The sequence below is a fragment of the Achromobacter veterisilvae genome, from assembly GCF_900496975.1.
In the GTDB taxonomy this organism is placed as follows: domain Bacteria; phylum Pseudomonadota; class Gammaproteobacteria; order Burkholderiales; family Burkholderiaceae_B; genus Achromobacter; species Achromobacter veterisilvae.
In genome coordinates, this window is sequence record NZ_UFQC01000049.1 from 12631 (window position 1) to 36298 (window position 23668).

Annotated in this window: 19 protein-coding genes; 6 read left to right on the top strand and 13 right to left on the bottom strand. The window is 68.5% G+C overall.

Annotation, left to right across the window (positions count from 1 at the left end):
- Nucleotides 1-9: 9 nt before the first annotated feature.
- The 9 genes from secD to AVE30378_RS28740 all read right to left on the bottom strand — a co-directional run bounded on the left by secD (nt 10) and on the right by AVE30378_RS28740 (nt 12419).
- A complete protein-coding gene (gene secD, locus AVE30378_RS28700; protein ID WP_129246048.1) occupies nt 10-1890 on the bottom strand; it encodes a protein translocase subunit SecD in 1881 nt (626 codons plus the stop codon).
- 127 nt (nt 1891-2017) lie between these two features.
- Nucleotides 2018-2359, bottom strand: coding sequence for a preprotein translocase subunit YajC (gene yajC / locus AVE30378_RS28705; RefSeq protein ID WP_013395762.1), 342 nt, complete (start codon nt 2357-2359; stop codon nt 2018-2020).
- Between the two features lie 246 nt (nt 2360-2605).
- On the bottom strand, nt 2606-3826 hold the full coding sequence (locus AVE30378_RS28710; RefSeq protein WP_129246050.1) for a CaiB/BaiF CoA transferase family protein: 1221 nt from the start codon (nt 3824-3826) through the stop codon (nt 2606-2608).
- A 3-nt stretch (nt 3827-3829) separates the two neighbouring features.
- Nucleotides 3830-4804, bottom strand: coding sequence for a Bug family tripartite tricarboxylate transporter substrate binding protein (locus AVE30378_RS28715; RefSeq protein ID WP_129246052.1), 975 nt, complete (start codon nt 4802-4804; stop codon nt 3830-3832).
- Between the two features lie 101 nt (nt 4805-4905).
- On the bottom strand, nt 4906-6699 hold the full coding sequence (locus AVE30378_RS28720; RefSeq protein WP_129246054.1) for an acyclic terpene utilization AtuA family protein: 1794 nt from the start codon (nt 6697-6699) through the stop codon (nt 4906-4908).
- Nucleotides 6696-8732 (bottom strand): acetyl/propionyl/methylcrotonyl-CoA carboxylase subunit alpha, encoded by a 2037-nt coding sequence (locus AVE30378_RS28725; RefSeq protein WP_129246056.1) that lies wholly within the window; start codon nt 8730-8732, stop codon nt 6696-6698. Before AVE30378_RS28725 ends, AVE30378_RS28720 begins: the two co-directional genes overlap by 4 nt.
- A gap of 8 nt (nt 8733-8740) precedes the next feature.
- The gene (locus tag AVE30378_RS28730; RefSeq protein ID WP_129246058.1) at nt 8741-9592 is read right to left on the bottom strand and encodes an enoyl-CoA hydratase/isomerase family protein; all 852 of its coding nucleotides are present in this window, start codon (nt 9590-9592) and stop codon (nt 8741-8743) included.
- 8 nt (nt 9593-9600) lie between these two features.
- On the bottom strand, nt 9601-10764 hold the full coding sequence (locus tag AVE30378_RS28735) for an acyl-CoA dehydrogenase family protein (RefSeq protein WP_129246061.1): 1164 nt from the start codon (nt 10762-10764) through the stop codon (nt 9601-9603).
- 41 nt (nt 10765-10805) lie between these two features.
- Nucleotides 10806-12419, bottom strand: a complete 1614-nt coding sequence (locus tag AVE30378_RS28740; protein WP_129246063.1) for an acyl-CoA carboxylase subunit beta — start codon at nt 12417-12419, stop codon at nt 10806-10808.
- Between the two features lie 226 nt (nt 12420-12645).
- Between AVE30378_RS28740 and AVE30378_RS28745 the strand changes: the two genes are divergently transcribed.
- Complete coding sequence (locus tag AVE30378_RS28745; RefSeq protein WP_244235175.1) at nt 12646-13386, top strand: IclR family transcriptional regulator; 741 nt, start codon at nt 12646-12648, stop codon at nt 13384-13386.
- Nucleotides 13387-13398: 12 nt separating this feature from the next.
- Here the strand turns inward: AVE30378_RS28745 and tgt are convergent, their stop codons facing one another.
- The 3 genes from tgt to AVE30378_RS28760 form a co-directional block, all read right to left on the bottom strand.
- Entirely contained in the window at nt 13399-14535 is a 1137-nt protein-coding gene (gene tgt / locus AVE30378_RS28750) for a tRNA guanosine(34) transglycosylase Tgt (protein WP_129246065.1), read from the bottom strand.
- Nucleotides 14532-15590: a tRNA preQ1(34) S-adenosylmethionine ribosyltransferase-isomerase QueA gene (gene queA, locus AVE30378_RS28755; protein WP_129246067.1), complete on the bottom strand. Its 1059-nt coding sequence runs from the start codon at nt 15588-15590 to the stop codon at nt 14532-14534. Before queA ends, tgt begins: the two co-directional genes overlap by 4 nt.
- Nucleotides 15591-15692: 102 nt before the next feature.
- The gene (locus AVE30378_RS28760; RefSeq protein ID WP_129246069.1) at nt 15693-16526 is read right to left on the bottom strand and encodes an IclR family transcriptional regulator; all 834 of its coding nucleotides are present in this window, start codon (nt 16524-16526) and stop codon (nt 15693-15695) included.
- 79 nt (nt 16527-16605) lie between these two features.
- Here AVE30378_RS28760 and AVE30378_RS28765 point away from each other — a divergent pair, with 79 nt between their 5' ends.
- From AVE30378_RS28765 to upp, 4 genes are all read left to right on the top strand, one after another.
- Nucleotides 16606-17619, top strand: coding sequence for an LLM class flavin-dependent oxidoreductase (locus tag AVE30378_RS28765; protein ID WP_129246071.1), 1014 nt, complete (start codon nt 16606-16608; stop codon nt 17617-17619).
- Nucleotides 17620-17698: 79 nt separating this feature from the next.
- Entirely contained in the window at nt 17699-18856 is a 1158-nt protein-coding gene (locus tag AVE30378_RS28770) for an ABC transporter substrate-binding protein (RefSeq protein ID WP_129246073.1), read from the top strand.
- 123 nt (nt 18857-18979) lie between these two features.
- The gene (gene dacB, locus AVE30378_RS28775; protein WP_129246075.1) at nt 18980-20428 is read left to right on the top strand and encodes a D-alanyl-D-alanine carboxypeptidase/D-alanyl-D-alanine endopeptidase; all 1449 of its coding nucleotides are present in this window, start codon (nt 18980-18982) and stop codon (nt 20426-20428) included.
- Nucleotides 20429-20566: 138 nt separating this feature from the next.
- A complete protein-coding gene (gene upp / locus AVE30378_RS28780; protein ID WP_129246077.1) occupies nt 20567-21205 on the top strand; it encodes a uracil phosphoribosyltransferase in 639 nt (212 codons plus the stop codon).
- A gap of 15 nt (nt 21206-21220) precedes the next feature.
- Here the strand turns inward: upp and cysG are convergent, their stop codons facing one another.
- Nucleotides 21221-22636, bottom strand: coding sequence for a siroheme synthase CysG (gene cysG, locus AVE30378_RS28785; RefSeq protein WP_129246079.1), 1416 nt, complete (start codon nt 22634-22636; stop codon nt 21221-21223).
- A gap of 258 nt (nt 22637-22894) precedes the next feature.
- Here cysG and AVE30378_RS28790 point away from each other — a divergent pair, with 258 nt between their 5' ends.
- Nucleotides 22895-23620, top strand: coding sequence for a hypothetical protein (locus AVE30378_RS28790; RefSeq protein WP_425265802.1), 726 nt, complete (start codon nt 22895-22897; stop codon nt 23618-23620).
- The last annotated feature ends 48 nt before the right edge of the window (nt 23621-23668 follow it).

The following is a 23668-nucleotide window of genomic DNA, read 5'->3' on the forward strand; positions in this document are numbered from 1 at the left end:
CGCGGATGTTCAGTTGGTCTTCGGCTTCCAGACTTCACCGATGGAGATAGTCGTGAGCTTCTTCTTGCGGCCGTAGTACAGGTTGGCCAGCGCGCGCACGCCCACCACCGACGAGAACATCGAGGTCAGGATGCCCAGGCAGTGCACCACGGCGAAGCCCCGGATCGGGCCCGAGCCGAAGGCCAGCAGCGCCAGGCCCACGATCAGCGTCGTCAGGTTCGAGTCCAGGATCGTGCCCCAGGCGCGCTCGAAGCCATGGTGGATGGCCTGCTGCGGCGAGGCCCCCGCGCGCAGTTCTTCCCGGATGCGCTCGTTGATCAGCACGTTCGAGTCGATGGCCATGCCCAGCGTCAGCGCGATGGCCGCGATGCCCGGCAGCGTCAGCGTGGCCTGCAGCATGGACAGCAGCGCCAGCAGCAGCAGCACGTTGAGCGTCAGGCCGATGGTCGAGAACACGCCGAACAGGTGGTAGTACAGAATGATGAACACGGCGATGGCCAGGAAGCCGTACAGCGTCGAATGGAAGCCCTTCGAGATGTTGTCGGCGCCCAGGCTCGGGCCGATGGTGCGTTCTTCGATGATGGACATCGGCGCGGCCAGCGCGCCCGCGCGCAGCAGCAGCGCGGTGTCGGCGGCTTCCTCGGGGCCCATGCTGCCGGAGATCTGCACCTGCCCGCCCGCGATTTCGCTGCGGATGACCGGGGCCGTGACCACTTCGCCCTTGCCGTTCTCGAACAGCAGGATGGCCATGCGCTTGCCGATGTTGTCGCGGGTCACGTCGCGGAAGATGCGGGCGCCCTTGGAGTCCAGCGTCAGGTGGACGGCGGCTTGCTGGGTCTGCGAGTCGCGGCCGGGCTGGGCGTCCTGCAGGTTTTCGCCGGTCAGGACGACCTGGCGGCGCACCAGGATCGGACGGCCGTCGCGGTCGTTGTAGCGTTCGAGGCCGAAGGGCACGGTGCCGCCCAGCAGCGCGGCCTGCGCGGCGGGGGTGTCGTCGACCATGCGGATTTCCAGCGTGGCGGTGCGGCCCAGCAGTTCCTTGGCCTTGGCCACGTCCTGCACGCCGGGCAACTGGACCACGATGCGGTCGCCGCCTTGCTGCTGGATGACCGGTTCGGCCACGCCCAGTTCGTTGATGCGGTTGTGCAGCGTATTGATGTTCTGCTTCAGCGCGGAATCCTGCACGCGGGTGACGGCGGCCGGGTTCAGGGCGCCGATCAGCACGGGCTTGCTGTTTTCCTCGCGTTCGGTGAACTCCAGGTCGGGCAGGCGGCTGCGCAGGGTGGAGATGGCGCGGTCGCGGTCGGCCGTGTTGGCGAAGGTGGCGGCGACGCCCAGGCCCGAGCGTTCGACGCCGGCCACGTTGATCTTCTGGTCGCGCAGCACCGAGCGCACGTCGGCGGCCAGGGAGTCGTAGCGGGCGGTCAGGGCGCCCTGCATGTCCACCTGCAGCAGGAAGTGCACGCCGCCGCGCAGGTCCAGGCCCAGGTACATGGGCTTGGGCGCGAACCAGCCCAGCGCGCGCATCCAGGCGGGCGAAGCGGGCAGCAGGTTCAGCGCGACCGTGTAGTGCGGGTCGCCGGCGACGGTGTTGAGGGATTTGTCGATGAGGTCGCGGGCCTGCAATTGCAGGTCGGTCGACGCGAAGCGCACGCGGACGGTGCCGAGCGTGCCGTTCTGTTCGTAATAGACCCCCTCGTTGGGGATCTTGGCGTCCGCCAGGACCTGGTCGACCCGGCCCAGCATGGCGTTGTCGACCTTGACGGTGGCCTTGGCGCTGGAAACCTGGACGGCGGGGGATTCGCCGTAGAAATTGGGAAGCGTGTACAGCAGGCCAATGATGACCGCGATCAGGACCGTAATGTACTTCCAGAGAGGATAGCGGTTCATTGCCGGCTACTTCATGTGAGAGTGATGAAAGGGCCGCCCGGGCGGCAAGCGCGGCGGGCGGCGGGAGGTGCCTGGGGCCTGTTCCCGCTAAAGGAACGAAGAGCCCGATAGGGCTCCTGTGGGACGCTTACAGGGCCTTGATGGTTCCCTTGGGCAGCACGGTCGAGACCGAGGACTTCTGCATGATCACTTCGACGGGCTTGTCGGCCAGTTCGGAGACTTCGACGGTGACGTAGCTGTCGTTGACCTTGGTGACCTTGCCGAGCATGCCGCCGGCGGTGACCACTTCGTCGCCCTTGGCCAGGGCGGCGATCAGATTGCGGTGTTCCTTCTGGCGCTTCATCTGGGGACGGATCATCAGGAAATAGAGGATCACGAACATCAGGATGATGGGCAGCATGCCCATCAGCGCGTTGCCTTCAGGGGCGGCCTGGGCCACGACGAGGCTGGCGGTATCGATAACGGACATTGAATTCTCCTGCGGTTAGTCTGTTTGGGTGTTTATGTCTATGTTTTTATGCGCCCATCCCCGCGCGAGCCATGGATAGGGCAAGCCGACTATTGTAGCGAGGTTATGCTCGACGCAAGAAACCCCGGAAGCGCGCCGGCCAACGCTCGCGCCGCCTGGGGCGGCGGGGAGGGAAACCGGTGGATTGTTGCATGGCGGCGCCGGGGGCCGCTACCGGGGATGGGCCCCGGCTTTCGGCTTCAGTGCTCAAATGATAGCGCGGGCGCGCAATTCCTCCAGGCGGGCCGGCTCCAGGCCCAGTTCGTCACGGAGGACTTCGGTGCTGTGCTGGCTCAGCATGGGGGCCGGGCCGTAGCGCACCGGGGTGGCCGAAAAGTCCAGGGGGCTGCGCAGGGTGGGGGTGCCGCAGCCGCGGCCGTGGGGCACGGACAGGGCGAGCCGCCGATGCCGCGCCTGTGGGTCCTCGAACACCTGGGCCAGGTCGTTGATCGGCCCCGCGGGCACGCCGGCCCGGTCGAACAGGGGAAACAGATCGGCGCGCCGGCGCGCGGCCAGAAGCGGCGCCAGCAGGTCGCGCAGTTCGGTGCGGTGGGCGACCCGAGAGGCATTGCTGGCGAAGCGCGGGTCGGCTGCCAGATCCTGCCGGTCCAGCACTTCGCACAGGGCGTGGAACTGCGCGTTGTTTCCGGCAGCCAGGATCATGCGGCCGTCGACACAGGCGAAGACTTCGGACGGCGCCGCGATGGGATTGGTGTTGCCCTGCCTGGCCGGCAGCCGTCCGGTCATGAGATAGCCCACCGCCAGATGGCCGCTCAGCGCGACCGAGGCGTCCAGCATGGAGGTATCCACGTACTGGCCCGTGCCGGTGCGGCGCTGGTGCAGCAGGGCGCCCAGGATGGCGATGGCCGCATACAGGCCGGTGACGACATCCGTGATGGGGATCGCCGTGCGCATGGGACCGCCGCCGGGGGCGTCGTCCGCGTGGCCGCAGGTGCTCATGACCCCCGCCAGCCCTTGCAGGATGAAGTCGTAGGCCGCGCGCTGCGCGTAGGGGCCGTTCTGGCCGAAGCCGGTCAGCGAGCAATAGACCAGGCCGGGCTTGCGTTCGGCCAACGTGGCGTAGTCCAGCCCATACTTGGCCAGGGTGCCGACTTTGTAGTTTTCCATGACGATGTCGCAGCGCATGGCCAGGTCGCGCGCCAACGCGGCTCCTTCGGGCGTGGAGATGTCTATGGTGACGGAACGCTTGCCTCGGTTGTAGGCCAGGTAGAGGGCGGAGTCGTTGCTGTCGTCTCCATGGGCGTCGGGCAGGAAAGGCCCCATGCGCCGGGTGTCGTCGCCTTCGCCGGGTCGTTCTATCTTGTAGACGATGGCGCCCATGTCGGCCAGGATCTGCGTGCACAGCGGACCGGCGATCACGCGGGTCAGGTCCAGGACCTTGACCCCTTCGAGGATGCGGGGAGACATGGTTTACTCCAGGCGGATGCCGGCTTCGGCGATGACCTTGGCCCAGCGCTGCGCCTCGCTGGCGATGAAGCGGTCGAATTCCTCCGGTTTGCCGCCGACCGGATCCACGCCGTACTCGATCAGTTGCGCCCGCAGGTCGGGCTGGTCCAGGACCCGCTGGACGGCCGTGGACATGCGGGCAGCGAGGGCATCGGGCACTCCCGAGGGCGCGAGCATCCCTATCCAACTGCCCAGGGCGAAACCCGGCACGCCCGCTTCTTCCATGGTCGGCACCTCGGGAGCGGCCGGCCAGCGTTCAGCACTGGTAATGGCCAGGGCGCGCAGCTTGCCCGCCTTGACCTGGGGCATCATGGTCTGCACCGAATCGAAGATCGCGGCGACCTGCCCGGACAGGAGATCCCCCATGGCGGGCGCCACGCCCTTGTACGGCACGTGCGTGATGCGCAGCCCGTTTTCCTGGGCGAACTTCTCTGCCGTGAGCTGCGCTCCCGACCCCGCGCCGCTCGAAGCAAAGGTGGCGCGGTCGGGATTGGCCCTGGCCCAGGCGATGAACTCGGCCAGGCTGCGCGGCGGCAGTTTGCCGCTGGACACCAGCAGCATGGGAATGCGGCCGAACAGGCTGATCCCCCGCAGGTCGCGCAGGGGATCGTAGGCCATGCGCTTGTACAGGCTGGGATTGATTGCGTGCGCCATCACCACGACGACGAAGGTATAGCCGTCGGGGGCCGATCGCGCCACCGTCGAAGAGCCGATCTGGCCGTTGGCTCCGCCCTGGTTTTCGATCACGATCGGCTGGCCGACTTCGTCGCTGAGCCTGCGGGCGATCAGCCGCGTCACGGCGTCGGAAACGCCGCCCGTGGTGTAGGGCACGACGATGCGCAGCGGTTTTTCCGGATACTCGGCGCGGGCGGCGCCCGCGCAAGAAAGAACGCCCGCAACGGCCAGGGCGGCAATGCCTTTGGTGATGGTTCGCATCATGTCGTCGTCTCCTTTTAGTCTTGGCAACCCCAGGAAACGGCGTTCCTCGGGAGCGGCAAATTCGCGCAGCGGATGGCGGTCGGGCTGGGTCGATGGCGGGGTCAGGTCTCCGGCAAGGCGATCCAGCCCTGCGCCAGCCAACTGGCGGGCACCTGCAGGGGGTGGTCCAACAGCATCTGGGCGTAGGATTTGCCCAGCGGGTCCGAACGCATGCTGGCCATGCCGCCGCCGCCCAGGGCTTCGTGCAGCAGGAAGTTCATGGCATGCAGTCCCGGCACGTCGTATCGCTCGACCCGGCCCTTGACCAGGTGCGAGAAATACGCGCGCACCTGGTCCGGGCCCAGTTGGCCGCGTATCCAGGGAAGGAATTCGGGGCGGCGCGCGATGACGCCGATGTTTTCGATGTCGCCCTTGTCGCCGCTGCGGGCCCAGGCCACGGCCTGCAAGGGGACGATGAGCAGTCGCTCGGGGCTGTCCCCTGGCCGGACGGCGGCGGGCTCGCTGTCCGCCGGTGCCGGCGGAACGGTGTCGGGGCCGGCGGCGGGCGCTGGAACGGCGTGGCGGGATTCGTCGATCAGCACGTATTCCGTTACCCATGACTTCGGCAGCAGGAAGGATTGGACGCGTATCACGGGCTGGATGTCGGCCCTGCCATAGAAGGACGAGCGGGTGCCCGGCCCCATGGACGTGCCTGCCGAGGCGCATTCGCGTTGCAGGAAGCCCAGCGCCTGGGGCTGGTCATGGCGGACCGCGATGCGGAGGATGACCTCGCGGGTGGGGAAGTGCCGAGCCTGCGGACCGTACAGCGCCTCGCAGCCCAGCATTTCGACCAGCGTGTCGCGGTAATCCGCAAGGCCATGCTCGCGCATCATGCGGCGGCTGCGGTCCAGCAGCGCGGCGGCGGTCTTTTCGGCCTTGGCTTGCGCCTGCGGCCCGCGGATGGCCAACAGCGTTGCCAGTTGGTAGCCGTCCCGCCAGGTTGCGTTGGCCTTGTAACTGTCGGTGGGCGGACGTCCTCGGGCGCCGCGCACCGCGACGCGGTCCGCGTCCAACTGCGTCACGCCGACATGGCGGAAATCGCAGATGACGTCCGGCATCAGATAGCTTGCCGGGTCGCCGATCTCATACAGCACCTGCTCGGCGACGCAGCCCGCTGCGATCAGGCCGCCGGTGCCGGCGGGCTTGGACAGCACGAGGCTGCCATCCTCGGCACAATCGAGGACGGGATAGCCCATGTTGTCCCAGCCGGGCACCGATTGCCAATCGGTATACAGGCCGCCGGTCGCTTGCGCGCCGCATTCGATGAGGTGCCCGGCCAGGGTGCCGGCGGCCAGCCGGTCCCAGTCGTCCCAGCGCCACCCATGCTCATGCGCCAGGATCCCCAGCACGGCGGCGCTGTCGACGCAGCGGCCCGTAATGACGATCTGCGCGCCCTGGTCGAGCGCCAGCGCGATGCCGCGCGCGCCTGTATAGGCATTGGCCGAATAGGGCGCTTCCGGCAGGCCTTCGACACCCTTCGCGCGCAAGCGGGGGAGCAGGGGCAGGACGTCGTCGCCGACGACGATCGCGATGCGCGGCGCGACGCCCTGGCGCGCCGCGGCCTGCGCGAGGGCGTCGCGGCAGGCCTGGGGATTCAGCCCGCCGGCATTCGCCACTACGCGTATGCCGCGCTCGACGATCTGGCGCAGTTGCGGCTCCATCGCGGCATGGATGAAGTCCGTGGCGTATCCCAGCGACGGGTCCTTGCTGCGGGCGCGAGCCAGTATCGACATGGTGGTCTCGGCCAGGTAGTCGTAAACCAGGTATTGCAGGCCCGGCACCGCCAGCAGTTGCGGGGTGGCCGTGGCGGAATCTCCCCAGAAGCCGCTGGCGCCGCCGATCCGGACGGGGCTCATGATGCGGCCTCCCGGGATGCCGGCGGCTCGATGCGCAGCAAGAGCCTGTCCTTGGAGGCCTGGCCGCCGGCCTGGGCCGCGAGTTCCACGATACGGCCCGCGACAGGGGCATACAGAGTGTGCTCCATCTTCATCGCCTCCATGATGAGCAAGGGATCCCCAGCGCCGACCTGATCGTCGGCTTGCACGGCAACTAGCAGGATGCGGCCGGTGAAAGGAGCCGTGACCGTGCCGTCCGCCATGGCGGCATTACGCGGCTTGTGAGCCGGGACTTGCAGGAATTCCCAGGCGCGGCCCCGATGGAACAGGCTCAGCCCGGCTTCGCCGGCAGCAAGGCAGACGCTTTCGCGGGCGCCATCGAACTCGGCCTCCAGAATGCTGCGATCGGGCGACTGCCATCGGGCATTGCGCAGTTCGAACCGATGCGGCCCGGTGTCGATCGTGGATTCGGCCAGATTCGCCTCGATGCGCCAGCCTTGCCCATCGGGCGTCACGCAGATGTCCCAGGCGGTGTTTTCCTGCATCAGATTGGCGCGCCACGGGCGGGCGGCGGGACGCGGCGGCGAGATGTCCGGACCCGGCGCATCCATGGCGCAGGCATAGGCCGCGAAGGCGGCCCACGCCACTGTCAGCGGGGACGCGGCCGGGCGGGCTTTCAGGCGTGCGCCGAAACGTTCCTCGACGAAACCCGTGTGTACGCCGGATCCCGCGGCGAACACGGGATCCTCCAGGCAGGCGGCCAGAAACCACTGGTTGGTGGGCACGCCCAGCACGACGCATTGCTCCAGGGCTTGCCGCAGCTTGCGGCGCGCCTCTTCGCGGGTGCGGCCATGGGCGATCAGCTTGGCGATCATGGAATCGTAATAGGGCGAGATCGCACCGCCTTCGGCGAGTCCGTGGTCGATGCGCAGGGCGCGCGTTTCCTGCGGCGGCCGCCAGCGCCGCAGCGTTCCCGTCTGCGGAAGGAAGCCCGCCGGCACGTCCTCGGCCGTCAAGCGCACCTCGATGGCGTGTCCCCGGAATTGCAGCGCGTCCTGCTCCAAGTCCAGCGGTTCGCCCGCGGCGACGCGCAACTGCCATTCGACCAGATCCAGCCCGGTAATTGCTTCAGTCACCGCATGTTCGACCTGCAGACGGGTATTCATCTCCATGAAGTAGAAATTGCCGTCGGGGGCGAGCAGGAACTCCATGGTGCCCACGCCCTGGTAGCCGATGGCGCGCGCGCTGCGCAGCGCGGCCTGGCCCATGCGCGCGCGCAGCGTATCGTCCACGGCCGGCGACGGCGCTTCCTCGATGATCTTCTGGTGGCGCCGCTGGATGGAGCAGTCGCGCTCTCCCAGGTGAATGACATTGCCATGGCTATCCGCCAGCACCTGGATTTCGATGTGGCGCGCGCGCTCGATGGCCTTCTCGAGGATCAGTTCGTTCGAACCGAATGCGGCCGCGGCTTCGGACGCTGCGGACGCCAGCGCCGGCGGCAGTTCTTCCGGGTTCCGGACTTGTCTCATGCCTCGTCCGCCACCTCCTGCCGCGGCCTTGATCATGACCGGGTAACCGATGCGCCGCGCCGCCTGGGCATAGGCCTCGACGCTCTGATCGCCGTCCTGGTAGCCGGGGATGCAAGGCACGTCCGCCTCGGCCATCGCCACCTTGGCCCGGGCCTTGTTGCCCATCATCCGGATAGCCGCCTCCGGCGGGCCGACGAAGACCAGGCCGGCTTGTTCGACTGCGGCGGCAAATTCCGCATTTTCCGCCAGGAACCCATAGCCGGGATGCACCGCGTCCGCGCCGGCGCTGCGCGCGGCCTCCAGGATGGCCGCGATGTTCAGATACGAGTCTCCGGCGGCCGGCCCGCCGATGCGCACGGCGAGGTCCGCCTCGCGCACGTGCAGGCCGTCGGCGTCCGCATCGGAGTACACCGCGACGCTGCGGTAGCCCAGGCGCCGGGCGCTGCGCGCGATGCGGCGCGCGATCTCGCCGCGATTGGCGATCAACAAGGTGTGGAAGGGTCGGACGAGTTTTCTGTCGGTCATGGAAGGTCTCAGGCAGAGGCGGCGCCGCAAGCCAGGCGTACGTCGTCGGCGGTGATGGTCTCGGTCCAGTTGGGGGGACGGCGCTCGCGGAATGCGGCGATGCCTTCCACGCCTTCATCGCGCAGGCAGCGCGCGAACAGCGCGGCCGCGCGGTCCGGTTCGGCGCCCGCGGGCTGCGGCGCGGCGGCGCATTCGGCCAGCAAAGGCTTGATCAGGGCGTTGGCCCGCGGTGCGCAGGCGCAGATGAGCGTCAGCCAGTGCGCCAGCAGCCCGTCGAGCGAGCTGCGGTCCGGCGCAAGCTGGTCCGCGATGCCCAGCCGCACGGCCTCGGCGCCGCGTACGTGTTCGCCGCTGATGCCGAGCCGGCGCGCCAAGCGCAGCCCCAGGCGCGCAACGACGAATGGGGCGATCTGCGCGGGGACCAGTCCCAGCCTGGTCTCGCTCAGGGCGAATCGAGCGTCGTCCGTGGCCAGCACGATGTCGGCCGCGCAGGCCAGCCCCATGCCGCCGCCCATCGCCGCCCCTTCCACCGCCGCGAGCACGGGCATGGGCAGGGTTGCCAGGCGCGCCATGAAACTGCCGAATCCGAGATTGCGCGCCGCGGCGGCTTCGTCCTGGCGCCCGGAGCCGGCCAGATTGGCGGCAAAGCCGCCGACATTGCCGCCGGCACAGAAAAAGCCGTTACTGCCGCGCACGATCAGCGCCCGCGGCGGCGGTTCGCCGGGTTCGACGGTAATGGCGCGGTCCAGTTCGGCGACCATCTCCGCGCCGAGCGCATTGCGGGTTTCGGGGCGGTTGAGCGTGATGAAGCGCAGGCCGCGGCGATCGGCGACGATGAGGTGCCGGTAGGCGTTGTCCATGGCCTGCCTCAGCCGCGCCTGGCCATCAGGCCCATATGGCGGGCGATCACCATCAGCATGACCTCGTCGGCGCCGCCGCCGATGGAGCACAGCCGGTAGTCGCGGTAGGCGCGGGACACGGGGTTGTCCCAGGTGTAGCCCATGCCGCCCTGGAACTGCATGCACCATTCTGCGATTTCGCGAGACAGCCGGCCCGCTTTCAGCTTGGCCATGGATGCCAGTTCAACCACGTCGCCGCCTTCGATATAGGTTTGCGTGGCGAGGTAGATCAGCCCGCGCAAGGCCTCCAATTCGGTTTTCAGTTCGGCCAGCTTGAACTGTATGTATTGATTGTCCAGCAACGGCCGGCCGAAGGCCTGGCGCTGCCCGAGATAGTCCGCCGTTTCCTGGATCCACATGATGGCGGCAAGGCGGCGCGCGGCGCCGTCCAGGCGTTCTTCCTGGAATTGCTTCATCTGGTAGATGAAGCCCATGCCTTCCTCCCCGATGCGGTTGCGCGCCGGTACGCGCACCTCGTCCAGGAATATTTGGGCGGTGTCTGAACTCCACATGCCGAACTTGCGGATTTTCTGGATTTCCACGCCCCGGACGCGTTTGCCGTTTTCGCGCAACGGCACCACGATGAGCGATTTGTTCTTGTGCGGATTGCCATCGGACGTGTTGCACAGAAGGCAGATCCAGTCCGCCTGGGTGCCATTGGTGATCCACATCTTGGAGCCGCTGATGACGTAGTCGTCGCCGTCGCGCCTGGCCCGGGTCTTGAGGGACGCGACGTCCGATCCGGCGCCTTGTTCGGATACGCCGATGGACGCGACCATGTCGCCGGCGATGGCCGGGGCCAGAAATTCACGGCGCAGCGCATCGGAGCCGAAAGCGGCCAAGGCGGGGGTGGCCATGTTGGTCTGCACGCCGATACCCATTCCCACGCCTTGCGCGCGGACGTATCCTAGGGCTTCGGATGCCGCCATGGCGTAGGAAAAGTCCAGCCCCAGGCCGCCATAGGCTTCGGGTTTGGTGATGCCCAGAAATCCCAGCGCGCCCATTTTCTTGAACAGTTCGTGCGCGGGAAAGATCTCGGCAGCCTCCCATTCGTCCACGTGGGGATCGATTTCGGCGGAGATGAAGCGTCTCAGGCTGTCCATCAGATCGCGGTGCTGCTGCGTGTAAAGCATGTCTTCTCCTTGTTTGCAGGGGCTTGGCCGGCACTGGGGATTCAGAAGCGGGGCACCCCGAACTGTATGGGGCGCGACGGATGCGATTGCGCCTGCGCGATGATGGCCAGCACGAAGGCCAGCACCGGGCGCGTGTCGCGCGGGTCGATGACGCCGTCGTCGAGCAAATGGCCGCTGGTGTAGAACGCGCCGGCCTGACGGTCGAAGCTCGCGATGATGTCGGCCTTTTGCGCCGCCAGCCGGGCTTCGTCCAGAGGGCGGCCGGTGCGCTCGGCCTGTTGGCGCGCGACGATCTCCAGGGTGGCCGCGGCCTGTTCGCCGCCCATGACCGCGGTGCGCGCATTGGGCCACGAGAAGCAGAAGCGCGGCCGGAAGGCGCGGCCGCACATGCCGTAGTTGCCCGCGCCGAACGAAGCGCCGCAGTGGATCGTGATCTGGGGCACCTGGGAGTTGGACAGGGCCTGGATCATCTTGGACCCGTGCTTGATCATTCCGGCCTCTTCGGAGGCGCGGCCGACGATGAATCCGGTGGTGTTCTGCAGGAACAGGATGGGCGTGCCCGACTGGTTGCACAGATGAATGAACTGGGCGGCCTTGGTGGCTCCCGCGGGATCGATCGGCCCGTTGTTGGTGATGACCCCCACGGCGTGTCCGTCGATCCTGGCGTGGCCGCAAACCGTGTGCTCGCCGTAGTCGGGCTTGAAGTCCAGCCACAGCGAGCCGTCCACGATCCTGGCGATGATTTCGCGCATGTCGACGGGGCGGCGGTGTTCCAGCACCATCGCGCCGGCCAGTTCGTCGGGGTCCGATCGCGGCGGCGCGGCGCGCGCGGGGGCTTCCGCCCTCGGCCAGGGCAGGGCGCCGACCACGGCGCGGGCGATGGCGATCGCGTGGGCGTCGTCATCGGCCACGTATTCGGCCAGGCCGCTGATTCGGGCGTGCATGTCCGTGCCGCCCAGTTCTTCGGCAGTGGCGATTTCGCCCGTCGCGGCCTTGAGCAGCGGCGGGCCGGCAAGAAAGGCCCTGGCTTGCCCGCGCACCATGATGACGTAGTCGGACAGGCCGGGCATGTACGCGCCTCCCGCGGTCGACGAGCCATGGACGATGGTGATGACGGGCACCCCGGCGGCGGAAAGCCGGGCCAGGTTGTAGAACATGCCGCCGCCCCGGATGAACTTGTCGACCCGATACTTGCGCAGGTTGGCGCCGGCGGATTCCACGAGGTGCACGAACGGCAGCCTGTTCTCCAGGGCGATTTCCTGGCACCGCATCAGCTTCAGGTTGCCGGCTTCGGTGAGCGCGCCGGCCTCGATGGCGGAATCGGTAGCCACCACCATGCACCGGACGCCGCTGACATGGCCGATGCCGGCGATCTGCGAGCCCCCGGGGATGCAGGTGTCCAGATTGGAGTCGTCCAGGCCATAGCCGGCCAGCGTGGCCAAGGGCAGGAAGGGCTGGCCCGGATCGAGCAGGCGGTCGACGCGTTCGCGCGGCAACAAGGCGCCGCGGCTCGCGAATGTCGCGGCCGCGCCGGCCGAAGCTTGCGCGGCGCGCTCTTCCAGGCTACGCATTTCGGCAATCAGGGCCAGCATGCCGGCGCGTTGCTCGATGAAGCCGGCCGAGCCGGTGGCGATGCGGGATTCGTAGGGGGTCATGGCTGGAATGTTGTCATGGGTTCTTGCGGCCGCTGGCGGTTGCAGGCACATTCCAGGCCAGGGACACTTCCGTCGCAACGACTATCTGCCCGGCTGTGCACCATGTACACAAACCTTCCGCCAATCGGACTACGACCGGGCCTTCCCGGTTGATCGAGGAGTGCCGACCATGCCGCTGCGCGTCGCTGTGCCACGACCTTCTTCGCCTGTTTCCGCGCGACGGCCCGTGCGCGGAGGGCAGAGCATCGGCCGGGCGCTGGGCCTGTTGCGCCTATTGGGCGTGGAGCGGGAATCCGGCGTGGAATTGCGCGAACTGGTGGCGCAATCCGGGTTGGACCGCACGACCGCGTACCGGATGCTCGCGACGCTGGTGTCCGAGGGATTCGCCCACCGCGATCTGGCCAGCGGGACTTACCGGTTGGGATTGGAGGCGATGGGACTGGGGCTGGCGGCGCTCGCCCAGTCGCCGCTGACGCAAGTCTGCGTGCCCCTCATGAAGGCGCTGGCGCGCCGCTCGGACGAGCATGTATTCCTGGTGGCGCGCTGCGGCGACTACAGCCATTGCCTGCATCTGGAGGAGGGGCCGCGCCCGATACGATCCTACGCGGACCATGTGGGCGGCACCCGCTTGCTGGGGCTGGGAATTCCCAGTTTCGCGTTGCTGGCGCAGTGGGACGACGAGCGGATCGGCGGTCACTTCGCACGGCACCAGCGCCAGTACGAGGCGCGCGGCCTTTCCTTGCCGAAGCTCCTGCGCTGGATCCGGCAGGCGCGCGCGCAGGGCTATGCGCAGGTGAGCGGCCAGGGCGCCGGGGGAGTAGGACTGGCGTTCGCGGTGGGCACCATCGGCACCGCGGCCCTGGGGATAGTGGCCCCGGCCCATCGTATGCCGCGCAGCCGTGGGGCGGAATTGGCGCGGGCCATGGAAGAGGAACTGCGGCGTTTCGAGATCGGTCCGCCCCGTTAGCGCGGAGCCAGCCTAATCCACCCCTCGCTTGCGGTCGGCCGCGAACTGCGCGCGCCAGGCGTCGAAGCGGCCTTCGGCGATGGCTTCCCGCATTTCCTTCATGATGGTCAGGTAGAAATGCAGGTTGTGCAGGGTGTTCAGGCGCGCGCCGGTGATTTCGTTGGCGCGCTGCAAATGGTGCAGGTACGCCCGCGAGAAATTCGCGCAGGTGTGGCAGCCGCAGCCCGGGTCCAGCGGGCGGGTGTCGTCGCGGTACTTGGCGTTGCGGATCTTCACGTCGCCAAACCGGGTGAACAGCCAGCCGTTGCGGGCGTTGCGGGTCGGCATGACGCAGTCGAACATGTCCACGCCGCGGGCGACGCCCTCGACCAGGTCTTCCGGCGTGCCCACGCCCATCAGGTAGCGGGGGGCCTGGGCCGGGAGCTTGGGCGTCACGTGCGCCAGGATGCGCATCATGTCTTCCTTGGGTTCGCCGACCGACAGGCCGCCGATGGCGTAGCCGTGGAAGCCGATGTCCTGCAGCCCGGCCAGGGATTCGTCGCGCAGCGATTCGTACATGCCGCCCTGGACGATGCCGAAGAGGGCGTTCGGGTTGCCCAGGCGGTCGAATTCCTCGCGCGAGCGGCGCGCCCAGCGCAGCGACATGCGCATCGAGCGGGCGGCTTCCTCGACGGTGGCGGGCCGCCCGTCGATTTCATAGGGCGTGCATTCGTCGAACACCATGACGATGTCGGAATTCAGCGAACGCTGGATGCGCATGGATTCTTCCGGCGTCAGGAACAGGCGCGCGCCGTCGATCGGGGAGGCGAACTTCACGCCTTCCTCGGTGATCTTGCGCATGCCTTGCAGGCTGAACACCTGGAAGCCGCCGGAGTCGGTCAGGATGGGCTTGTCCCATTGCATGAAGCCGTGCAGGCCGCCATGCTTTTCCATGATTTCAGTGCCCGGGCGCAGCCACAGGTGGAAGGTGTTGCCCAGCACGATCTGCGAGCCGATTTCCTTCAGTTCGTGCGGCAGCATGGCCTTCACGCTGCCGTAGGTGCCCACGGGCATGAAGATGGGCGTCTCGACCACGCCGTGGTTCAGCGTGATGCGGCCGCGGCGGGCGCCGCCGTCGGTGGCGAGCAGTTCGAAGTTCAGTCCGGTCATGGGGCGGGGGACTCGATAAACATGGCGTCGCCATAGCTGAAGAAGCGGTAGCGCTCGGCGACGGCGTGGGCGTAGGCGCGGCGTATCGGTTCGACGCCGGCCAGCGCCGACACCAGCATCAGCAGGGTCGACTGGGGCAGGTGGAAGTTGGTTACCAGGGCGTCGATGACGCGGTAGCGGTAGCCGGGGGTGATGAACAAGCGGGTGTCGCCCTGGGCGGCCGCCAGCGGCAGGCCGGGGGCGGCGAGCCCTTCGGTCTGGGCGGCGGCGGATTCCAGGGCGCGCACGCTGGTCGTGCCGACGGCGACGACCCGGCCGCCGCGGCCGCGGGCGGCGGCGATCGCGTCCACCGCGGCCTGGGGCACGGTGAACCATTCGGCGTGCATGACGTGGTCGGCCAGGTTGTCCACGCGCACGGGCTGGAAGGTGCCCGCGCCCACGTGCAGCGTGACGAAGGCGCGCGCCACGCCGAGCGCGTCCAGGCGGTCCAGGGTGGGCTGGTCGAAGTGCAGGCCCGCGGTGGGGGCCGCCACGGCGCCGGGCTCGCGGGCGTAGACCGTCTGGTAGCGCTCATCGTCGCCGGCGTCGGCCTGGTGCGTGATGTAGGGCGGCAGCGGCGTCGCGCCATGGGCGTCCAGCAGATCCAGCACCGGGCCGGGAAAGCGGATGTCGAAGAGTTCGCCTTCGCGGCCCAGCACCGTGGCCTCGAACGCGTCGGCCAGGCGCAGCACCATGCCTGGACCGGGCGACTTGCTGGCGCGCACGTGGGCCAGGACGCGGTCGGGTTCGGTGATGCGTTCGACCAGCACCTCGACCTTGCCGCCGGTGATCTTGTGGCCGTTCAGGCGCGCCTTGATGACGCGGGTGTCGTTGAAGACCAGCAGGTCGTGCGGACGCAGCAGCGCGGCCAGGTCGGCGAACTGCCGGTCATGCAGTTGGCCGGCCCGGTCCAGGTGCAGCAGGCGGCTGCCCGTGCGTTCGGCGGCGGGCGCCTGGGCGATGAGCTCGGGCGGCAGGTCGTAGTTGAAATCGGCAACGGTGAGGGATGGGGTCACGCGGATATCCGTCCGGAAAAGGGCGGCAAAAGAAGGCACAGGCGAGCCGGGCGGACCCGGGACAACCCATTATTGTAGAACGGCCGGCCCGCCGCCTTCCGTTCAAGCCGCTGGATTCCACCCCAGGCGGCGGGAGCAGCCGGCCGCCGCCGCGATCAGCGACCGCACCGGTTCGCCCTCGGGCGCCAGGTCGAAACCCCCGTGCAGCCCCAGGCCGGTGATGGCGCCCGCCAACTGGCCCTGGGCGTCCAGCACGGGCACCGCGGCCGAATCGATGCCGTGCAGCAGATGGCCGCTGACGCTGGCGTAGCCGCGCTGGCGGGTGGCCTGCCATTGCCGGCGCAGCGCGGCGGCCGGGTCGCCGGGCGGTTCGGCCACGTCCAGCGCGCGCGCCGCGTCCTGGCGCCGGGCCGCGTCGGGGTCCTGGCCCAGCAGCGCGCCCCATTCGGACAGCGCCCGCGGCAGGGCCACGGCCTCGGGCAGCCAGGCGGCGTAGACCCGGCCGGTGGCGCTGTTGAGCAGCGGCAGCACCGAACCCACCCGCACGTTGACGGTCACCGGCAGCCGCGCGTCGCGCCACTGCACGATGGTGGGGCCGTGCTGGCCCCAGACCGAGATGAACACCGTCTGGCCGATGGCGGCGCTCAGGCCGTCCAGGCAGCCCGCCGCCAGCTTCACGAAATCCACGTCGGCCAGGGCCGCCAGCCCGGTGTGGAGCGCCTGCGGGCCCAGCCGGTAGCGGGCGCTGGCGGCATCCTGCTCGACATAGCCGCGCCGCTCCAGCGACACCAGATAGCGGTGCACCTTGGCGCGCGGCATGTCCAGGCTGCGCCCCAGTTCGGACACGGACAGGGCGCCGCCCAGCTCGGCCAGCCGCGTCAGCACGTCCAGGGCGATTTCGGCGGACTGGATTCCGGTGCTGCTGTTTGTTGACATCGATTCGTCTCTTATTAGAATACGTGTATCACTAAAAAATACATCAGCCGCGGGCCGCGGACAAATCCGGAGACAAGCCATGAAGATGTCCATCTTCTCGGTCCAGGACCACTACCCGTCCCAGCCGCGCACGCTGGGTCAGCTTTACAGCCAAGTGCTGGAGCAGGCGCGCCGGGCCGAGCAACTGGGCTACGACACCTTCTGGGTGGCCGAGCACCATTTCCACGAATACGGCGCGGTGCCCAATCCGGCGGTCTTCCTGGCGGCGCTGTCGCAGCAGACGAGCCGGCTGCGGCTGGGCACCGCCATCTCCATCCTGACTTTCCACAATCCCCTGACGGTGGCGGAAAACTATGCCCTGGTGGACCAGCTTTCACAAGGCAGGCTGGCGCTGGGCGTCGGGTCCGGCTACCTGAAGCACGAATTCGACGGCTATGGCGTGGATCCCGCCGCCAAGCGCGAGCGCTTCGATGAAAACCTGATGCTGGTCGAACGCCTGCTGCGAGGCGAACGGGTCACGCACGAGGGCAGGTTCAACACGATCCGCGGAGTGCGCCTGAACGTGCAGCCGGTGCAGGATCCGGTGCCCCTGTACGTCGCCATCCTGCGCCGCGAGGCCGCCTACCACGTCGGCCGCCAGGGCCGCCGCATGCTGTTCGTGCCCTATGCGGCGGTGGACGATTTCGAGGAAATCGGGCAGATGATGCAGGACTACCGCCGCGGGCTGGCCGAGGCGGGCATCGAGGACGCCGCCGGCATGGCCGCGGTGGCCCTGCACACGCACGTGGCCCCCACCGACGAAGCAGCCCGCGAGCGCGCGGCGCATGCCTTCGACCTGTACGTGGACACCCGCCTGTACGCCCGCAAGCAGGTGTACGACGACATCATCGCCAGCGGCCTGTCGCTGTTCGGATCGCCCCGCACGGTGGCCGGCAAGCTGGAGCGGCTGGCCGCCATGGGCCTGGACCACGTCATGAGCCTGCACAACTTCGGGCTCATGCCGCAGGACCTGGTGCTGGATTCCATGCGGCGCCTGATGGAGCAGGCGGTGCCGCTGTCGGGCGTGGCCCGCGGAGGCGTTCCCGCCGTATAAATAACTGAGTACCGGAGTTCCACGCCGTGGCGGATCGGCGCAACGCATAACGATATCCGCCCACCAAAGGAGACCGCGCATGACCCCTCGCCGCACCCTGACCGCCGCCGCGCTGGCGGCTTTGCTGGCCGCGGGCGCCTCGCCCGCGCTGGCCCAAGTGAAGATAGGCGCCACCCTGTCCACGACCGGCCCCCAGGCGTCCCTGGGCATTCCCGAACGCAACACCATCAGCCTGCTGCCCACCGAGATCGGGGGCGTCAAGGTCGAATACGTGGTGCTGGACGACGCGTCCGACACCACCCGGGCCGTCAGCAATTCCCACAAGCTGATCTCGGAGAACCAGGTGGACCTGATCGTCGGGTCCACCACCACGCCCAACACCATGGCCATGCTGGATACGGTGGCCACGGGCGCCACGCCGGTGATCACGCTGGCCTCGTCGGCCCGGCTGATCGATCCGGTGGACGACAAGCGGCGCTGGGTCTTCAAGACCCCGCACTCCGATTCGCTGATGGCCGAGGGCATCGCGCGCCACGCGGCGGCCAACGGCGTGAAGAAACTGGCCTTCATCGGCTTCAACAACGCGCTGGGCGAAACTTTCTGGGTGGAAATCGAGAAGGCGGCCAAGAAGCACGGCATCGAGGTGGTGGGCAAGGAGAGCTTCGCGCCCACGGATACCTCGGCCGTGGCCCAGACCCTGAAACTCGTGGGCGCGTCGCCGGACGCGGTGGTGGTCGGGGCCTCGGGCACGCCCGCCGCCATGCCGGCCCGGGCGCTGCGCGAGCGCGGCTACCAGGGCAGGATCTACTTCAACCACGGCGTGGCCAACAACGACTTCCTGCGCGTCTGCGGCGCCGCCTGCGACGGCGCCTGGGTGCCGGTGGGGCCGGTGATGGTGGCGGACCTGCTGCCCGACGACAACCCCGTCAAGGCCACGGCCCAGGCCTTCGCCAAGAAGTACGAGGCCGCCAACGGTCCCGGCAGCGTGTCCCTGTTCGCGGCCTATACCTGGGACGTCGGGCTGCTGTTGCAGCAGGCGATTCCGGCCGCGCTGAAGAAGGCCAAGCCCGGGACGCCCGAATTCAGGGCGGCGCTGCGCGACGCGCTGGAAAGCGTCAAGAACCTGCCCACGGCGACCGGCGTGGTCACGATGAGCCCCACCGACCACAACGGGCTGGACGAACGCGCGCTGGTGATGGCGACCGTGGCGTCCGGCAAATGGAAACTTCAACAATAAGTAGGGGCTGAACCTCCTGGCGGGGCGGCACGGCGGTGGGGCAGGCCCCCGCGCCGCGCCCGCAAATGTTCCAGGTTTTGTATGCTCTCGGTTTTGTTGGACGAGCAACCGGGTGGGCGTGGCATGACGGGACAAGCGAACAAGCGTAGGGGCGGGCTGAAGCGGTGGCTGGCGGGCGGGCTGCTGGCCCTGGCCGCGGGGGCCGCCTGCGCCCAGGTGCCCGGCCTGCCGCCCGGCGTGGTGAACGCCTGGAAGGCCACCAAACTGCCCGACAGCGCCTTGTCCCTCGTGGTGCAGGAAGTGGGCGGGCCGCGCCTGGCGGCGCTGAACGCCAAGGAATCCCGCAACCCCGCCTCGGTCATGAAGCTGGTGACGACCTGGGCCGCGCTTTCCGAGCTGGGGCCCAATTACGTCTGGCGCACCGAATTCATGACGGCGCCGGGCGCTCGGCCCGACGCCAGGGGCGTGCTGGCCGGCCCGCTGTACCTGAGGGCCGGCGGCGACCCCCAGTTCCTGTTGCAGGACCTCTGGGCGCTGCTGCGCGAACTGCGCCTGAAGGGCGTCAAGCAGATCAACGACCTGATCATCGACCGCAGTATCTTCGGCCAGGTGGCGACCGACCCCGGCGCCTTCGACGGCGCGCCGGACCGCGCGTACAACGCCAGCCCGGACGCCCTGATGGTGGGTTTCGGCGCCCTTCGCCTGCTGTTCACGCCGGATCCCGTCGCCAATAAATGGGTGCCGCTGATCGATCCGCCGCTGCCGGGCCTGAAGATCGAAGGCCAGGTCGAATGGAGCGACGTCCGTTGCCCCGGCCCGCCGGTGGTGACGACCGACCCCGTGATCACCCAGCAGGGCGTGACCATCCGCGTGAACGGCAAGGTGGCCGGATCCTGCGGCGAGTTCAGCCTGTACCGCCTGGCGCTGTCGCAGCCCGACTACGCCACCGAAGTGTTCCGCATGCTCTGGAAGGAACTGGGCGGCACGTTCAAGGGGCAGGTCCGGTCCGGCATGGTGCCGCCCGACGCGGTGGCGCTGGCTTCCCACGACTCGCCCACCCTGGCCGAGGCGATCCGCCAGATCAACAAGCGCAGCAACAACGTCATGGCCCGGACCCTGCTCTTGACCCTGGGCGCCGAACGCGGCCGGCGGCCGGCCACGGTTTCCAGCAGCGAGGCCGTCGCCAAGGATCTGCTGGCCAAGCAAGGCCTGGACATGCCCGAGCTGGTCATCGACAACGGCGCCGGCCTGTCGCGCGACGCCCGGGTCTCCGCCGACAGTCTGGCTTCGATGCTGACCCTGGCCTGGAATTCTCCGGTCATGCCGGAGTACATTTCGTCCTTCGCGATCGCCGGGGTGGACGGCACGGTGCGCCGCCGCCTCAAGGGCAACGGCACCGTGGGCATGGCCCACCTGAAGACCGGATCGCTGCGCGACGTGCGCTCGATCGCCGGATACGTGCTGGGCGCCAGCGGCAAGCGCTACGTGGTGGTCAGCATCGTGAACCACGAACAGGCCGGCGCCGTCCGGGCCTTCGACGACGCGCTCATCGCCTGGCTCGCCGAACAATAGAAGAAACGCCCATTCCCCTTTAAACCCGTTTACGATCCTCAGGTACGGCTCGACGGCGGGCGGCGCGGATGCGCCGCGCCGTTGCGGTTCCGCCAGAGGCGAAAACCCTGTCCATCACTATTCTGGAGTGTTACGCACATGCCCGTGCACGAAATCCGCCATCCGCTGATCCGCCACAAGCTCGGGATCATGCGCCGCGCCGACCTCAGCACCAAGAGCTTCCGCGAACTGTCGCAGGAAGTCGGCGCGCTGCTTACCTATGAGGCGTCCAAGGACCTGCCGCTGGCGCCCGCCACCGTCGAAGGCTGGTGCGGCCCCGTGGAGGTCGAGAAGATCGCCGGCAAGAAAGTCACCGTGGTGCCGATCCTGCGCGCGGGCATCGGCATGCTGGACGGCGTGCTCAGCCTGATTCCCGGCGCCAAGGTCAGCGTGGTGGGCGTGGCCCGCAACGAAGAGACGCTGGAGGCGCACACCTACCTGGAGCGCCTGGTGGGCGAACTGGACCAGCGCCTGGCGCTGATCGTCGACCCCATGCTGGCCACCGGCGGTTCGATGGTGGCCGCGATCGACCTGCTCAAGCGGGCCGGCTGCAAGGAAGTCCGGGCGCTGGTGCTGGTGGCCGCCCCGGTCGGCATCGACGCCGTGCTGGCCAAGCATCCGGACGTGCATATCTATACCGCGTCCATCGACGACGGCCTGAACGAACACGGCTACATCATGCCCGGCCTGGGCGACGCCGGCGACCGCATCTTCGGCACGACGCAGAAGACCGAGTAACGCCGGCCCGGCCGGTCAAGCCGCCACTTTTTCCGCCAGCCCGTCGATGTGCTGGCCGAACCACCGCAGTTGCGGCGCCAGCCCGGCGACCTCGCCCACGATCAGCAGGGCGGGGGAGCGGATGGCGTGCCCGGCGGCCAGGGCCGGCAGTCGTTCCAGCGTGCCGGACAGCACGCGCTGTTCGGGCCGGCTGCCGTTTTCGACCAGCGCGAAAGGCGTGCCCGGCGAGCGGCCGTGGCGCAGCAGGCGCTGGGTCAGCAGGTCTAGCTGCCCCACGCCCATATAGAACGCCAGGGTCTGTTTTTCGCGCGCCAGGGCGGGCCAGTCCAGATTGTCTTCGTCCTCGCGGCAGTGCGCGGTGATCAGGCGCACGGACTGGGCGTGTTCCCGGTGCGTCAGCGGGACGCCGGCGTAGGCCGCACAGGCCAGCGCGGCGGTAATGCCGGGGATCACCTCATAGCGCACGCCGTGCTCGCGCAGGTATTCCAGTTCTTCGCCGCCCCGGCCGAAAATGAAGGCGTCGCCGCCTTTTAGCCGCACCACTCGGCGGCCGGCGCGCGCGTGCTCCACCAGCAGCGCGTGGATGCGCGCCTGGGTGGCGTGGTGGTTTTCGCCGGGCAGCTTGCCGACCGGCACGCGCTCGGCGTCGCGGCGCGCCAGCGACATGACCTCGTCGCTCACCAGGCGGTCATGCAGGATGACGTCGGCCTCGTTCAGCGCGCGCAATGCCTTCAGCGTCAGCAGCCCGGGGTCGCCGGGGCCCGCGCCCACCAGCACCACGCTTCCCGCGGCCGGCGCGAGCGGATCCGCCAGGGCGGCGGCCAGCGCCGCTTCGGCCTGGGCCGGCCGCTGCTGGCGCAGGAAACCGGCCACCGGCCCGTCCAGCAGCCAGTCGTAGAAGCGGCGGCGCGCGCCCAGGTCGGGGTGGCTGGCCCGGATGGGCTTGCGATAGCGGGCGGCCAGCCCCGCCAACTGGCCCAGGGTGTGGTCGAACAGGGATTCGATGCGCTCCCGGACGCGCCGCGCCAGCACGGGGGCGACGCCCGAGGACGAAATGGCGACGATGACCGGCGAGCGGTCGACGATGGACGGCACCTGGAAGGACGAGAGTTCGGGATCGTCCACCACGTTGCTGAAAATGCGACGGGCGCGGGCGGCCTCGGACACCGCGGCGTTGGTGCCGCGGTCGTCGGTGGCCGCCACGGCCAGCCAGGCCTCGTCCAGCCAGGCGGGATCGAACCGGCCCGGGCGGTGGCGGATGCGGCCTTCGGCGGCCAGGGCGGCCAGGGCCGGCGTGAGTTCCGGCGCGCCCACGACCACGTCGGCGGAGGCTTCCAGCAGTGCCAGCGTCTTGCGCTCGGCGACCGCGCCGCCGCCCACCACCAGGACGAGCCGGTCTTTCAGATCGGCAAAAATCGGGAAAAGCTTCATTGAGTGCCAGCCTCGGGCGTACCCGGCAAAGTGTCGTTCGATCATAGGGACGGGCTTTCATCCCCACAACTTTTGATTTCTTTATTCCATATATCCAGAAATTATTAAACCGGCCCTGTCTTGCGGGTCCGCCGGCAGGGCCGCGGCCGACACGTTCCGACATACGCCGGGGGCGCCAACCGGTGTAGTATCAAGCCACCATCCGCCGTCCGCCAGGAGCGGGCGGTTTTTTCTGGATTCATGGAGTGGCTAGTGACGATGCGAAAAATGGCATCTTTTGTTTTGGCGGCGGGCGCGCTGGGCGCGGCCTCGGCGGCGCAGGCCGGCGTGTGCGACGCCCAGTTCATGCACGACGGCGGCGCGGTGCAACTGACCGGCTCCGGCAACCTGGCGCTGGGCGCGGACCTGACCTTCGCCGAGGTGACCAAGACGAATGGTGACAATTGCCGCGCGCGCGTCCAGGGCGTCGCCAAGTTCAGCTACGCGGGCCTTCCGCCGGGCAAGTCCAAACTCGATTACCTGATGACCGTCAAGAGCGGCCAGGCCTCCTTCCTGCGCTACGCCAGCGCGGGCGAGGCGCCGCAGCCGTCCGAGGGCCAGTTCGACCTGCGCATGCTGGGCCTCTTCGCCTACGACGGCAAACTCAATAGCGGGCAGAAACTGCCCGGTTCGTCGTTCCGCCTGAAGATCGGCAAAGAGGCGCCGGTGGGCGGACAGCCGAGCACGACGGTGCGCATCGGCGAAAAGACGGTGGGGCAGAAGGCCTCGCTGGACACCGCCCTGGGCAAGCAGTCCTGCCATCCGATCACCTACACGCGCAATTCCGATCCCACCATGGCCACGTTCCAGGGCCTGACCCTTCCCATTCCCGGCATGAACACCACCGTGACCGACTGGTACTGTCCGGGGGTCAATCTGGTGATGAAGCAGGACATCGACCAGGGCGGCGTCAAGTCCGCCGTTGAGATTACGCAAATCAAGTAGCACCCGGTAGCAAGCGCGCCGCGCCGCGAGAATGGCGGCTGGTATGAT

What these genes read in the sequence shown, in the direction of transcription:
- secD (WP_129246048.1), bottom strand. Translation starts at nt 1,890, where the DNA reads ATGAACCGCTATCCTCTCTGGAAGTACATTACGGTCCTGATCGCGGTC.
- yajC (WP_013395762.1), bottom strand. Translation starts at nt 2,359, where the DNA reads ATGTCCGTTATCGATACCGCCAGCCTCGTCGTGGCCCAGGCCGCCCCT.
- AVE30378_RS28710 (WP_129246050.1), bottom strand. Translation starts at nt 3,826, where the DNA reads ATGTCTCCCCGCATCCTCGAAGGGGTCAAGGTCCTGGACCTGACCCGC.
- AVE30378_RS28715 (WP_129246052.1), bottom strand. Translation starts at nt 4,804, where the DNA reads ATGATGCGAACCATCACCAAAGGCATTGCCGCCCTGGCCGTTGCGGGC.
- AVE30378_RS28720 (WP_129246054.1), bottom strand. Translation starts at nt 6,699, where the DNA reads ATGAGCCCCGTCCGGATCGGCGGCGCCAGCGGCTTCTGGGGAGATTCC.
- AVE30378_RS28725 (WP_129246056.1), bottom strand. Translation starts at nt 8,732, where the DNA reads ATGACCGACAGAAAACTCGTCCGACCCTTCCACACCTTGTTGATCGCC.
- AVE30378_RS28730 (WP_129246058.1), bottom strand. Translation starts at nt 9,592, where the DNA reads ATGGACAACGCCTACCGGCACCTCATCGTCGCCGATCGCCGCGGCCTG.
- AVE30378_RS28735 (WP_129246061.1), bottom strand. Translation starts at nt 10,764, where the DNA reads ATGCTTTACACGCAGCAGCACCGCGATCTGATGGACAGCCTGAGACGC.
- AVE30378_RS28740 (WP_129246063.1), bottom strand. Translation starts at nt 12,419, where the DNA reads ATGACCCCCTACGAATCCCGCATCGCCACCGGCTCGGCCGGCTTCATC.
- tgt (WP_129246065.1), bottom strand. Translation starts at nt 14,535, where the DNA reads ATGACCGGACTGAACTTCGAACTGCTCGCCACCGACGGCGGCGCCCGC.
- AVE30378_RS28760 (WP_129246069.1), bottom strand. Translation starts at nt 16,526, where the DNA reads ATGTCAACAAACAGCAGCACCGGAATCCAGTCCGCCGAAATCGCCCTG.
- AVE30378_RS28765 (WP_129246071.1), top strand. Translation starts at nt 16,606, where the DNA reads ATGAAGATGTCCATCTTCTCGGTCCAGGACCACTACCCGTCCCAGCCG.
- AVE30378_RS28770 (WP_129246073.1), top strand. Translation starts at nt 17,699, where the DNA reads ATGACCCCTCGCCGCACCCTGACCGCCGCCGCGCTGGCGGCTTTGCTG.
- dacB (WP_129246075.1), top strand. Translation starts at nt 18,980, where the DNA reads ATGACGGGACAAGCGAACAAGCGTAGGGGCGGGCTGAAGCGGTGGCTG.
- upp (WP_129246077.1), top strand. Translation starts at nt 20,567, where the DNA reads ATGCCCGTGCACGAAATCCGCCATCCGCTGATCCGCCACAAGCTCGGG.
- cysG (WP_129246079.1), bottom strand. Translation starts at nt 22,636, where the DNA reads ATGAAGCTTTTCCCGATTTTTGCCGATCTGAAAGACCGGCTCGTCCTG.
- AVE30378_RS28790 (WP_425265802.1), top strand. Translation starts at nt 22,895, where the DNA reads ATGCGAAAAATGGCATCTTTTGTTTTGGCGGCGGGCGCGCTGGGCGCG.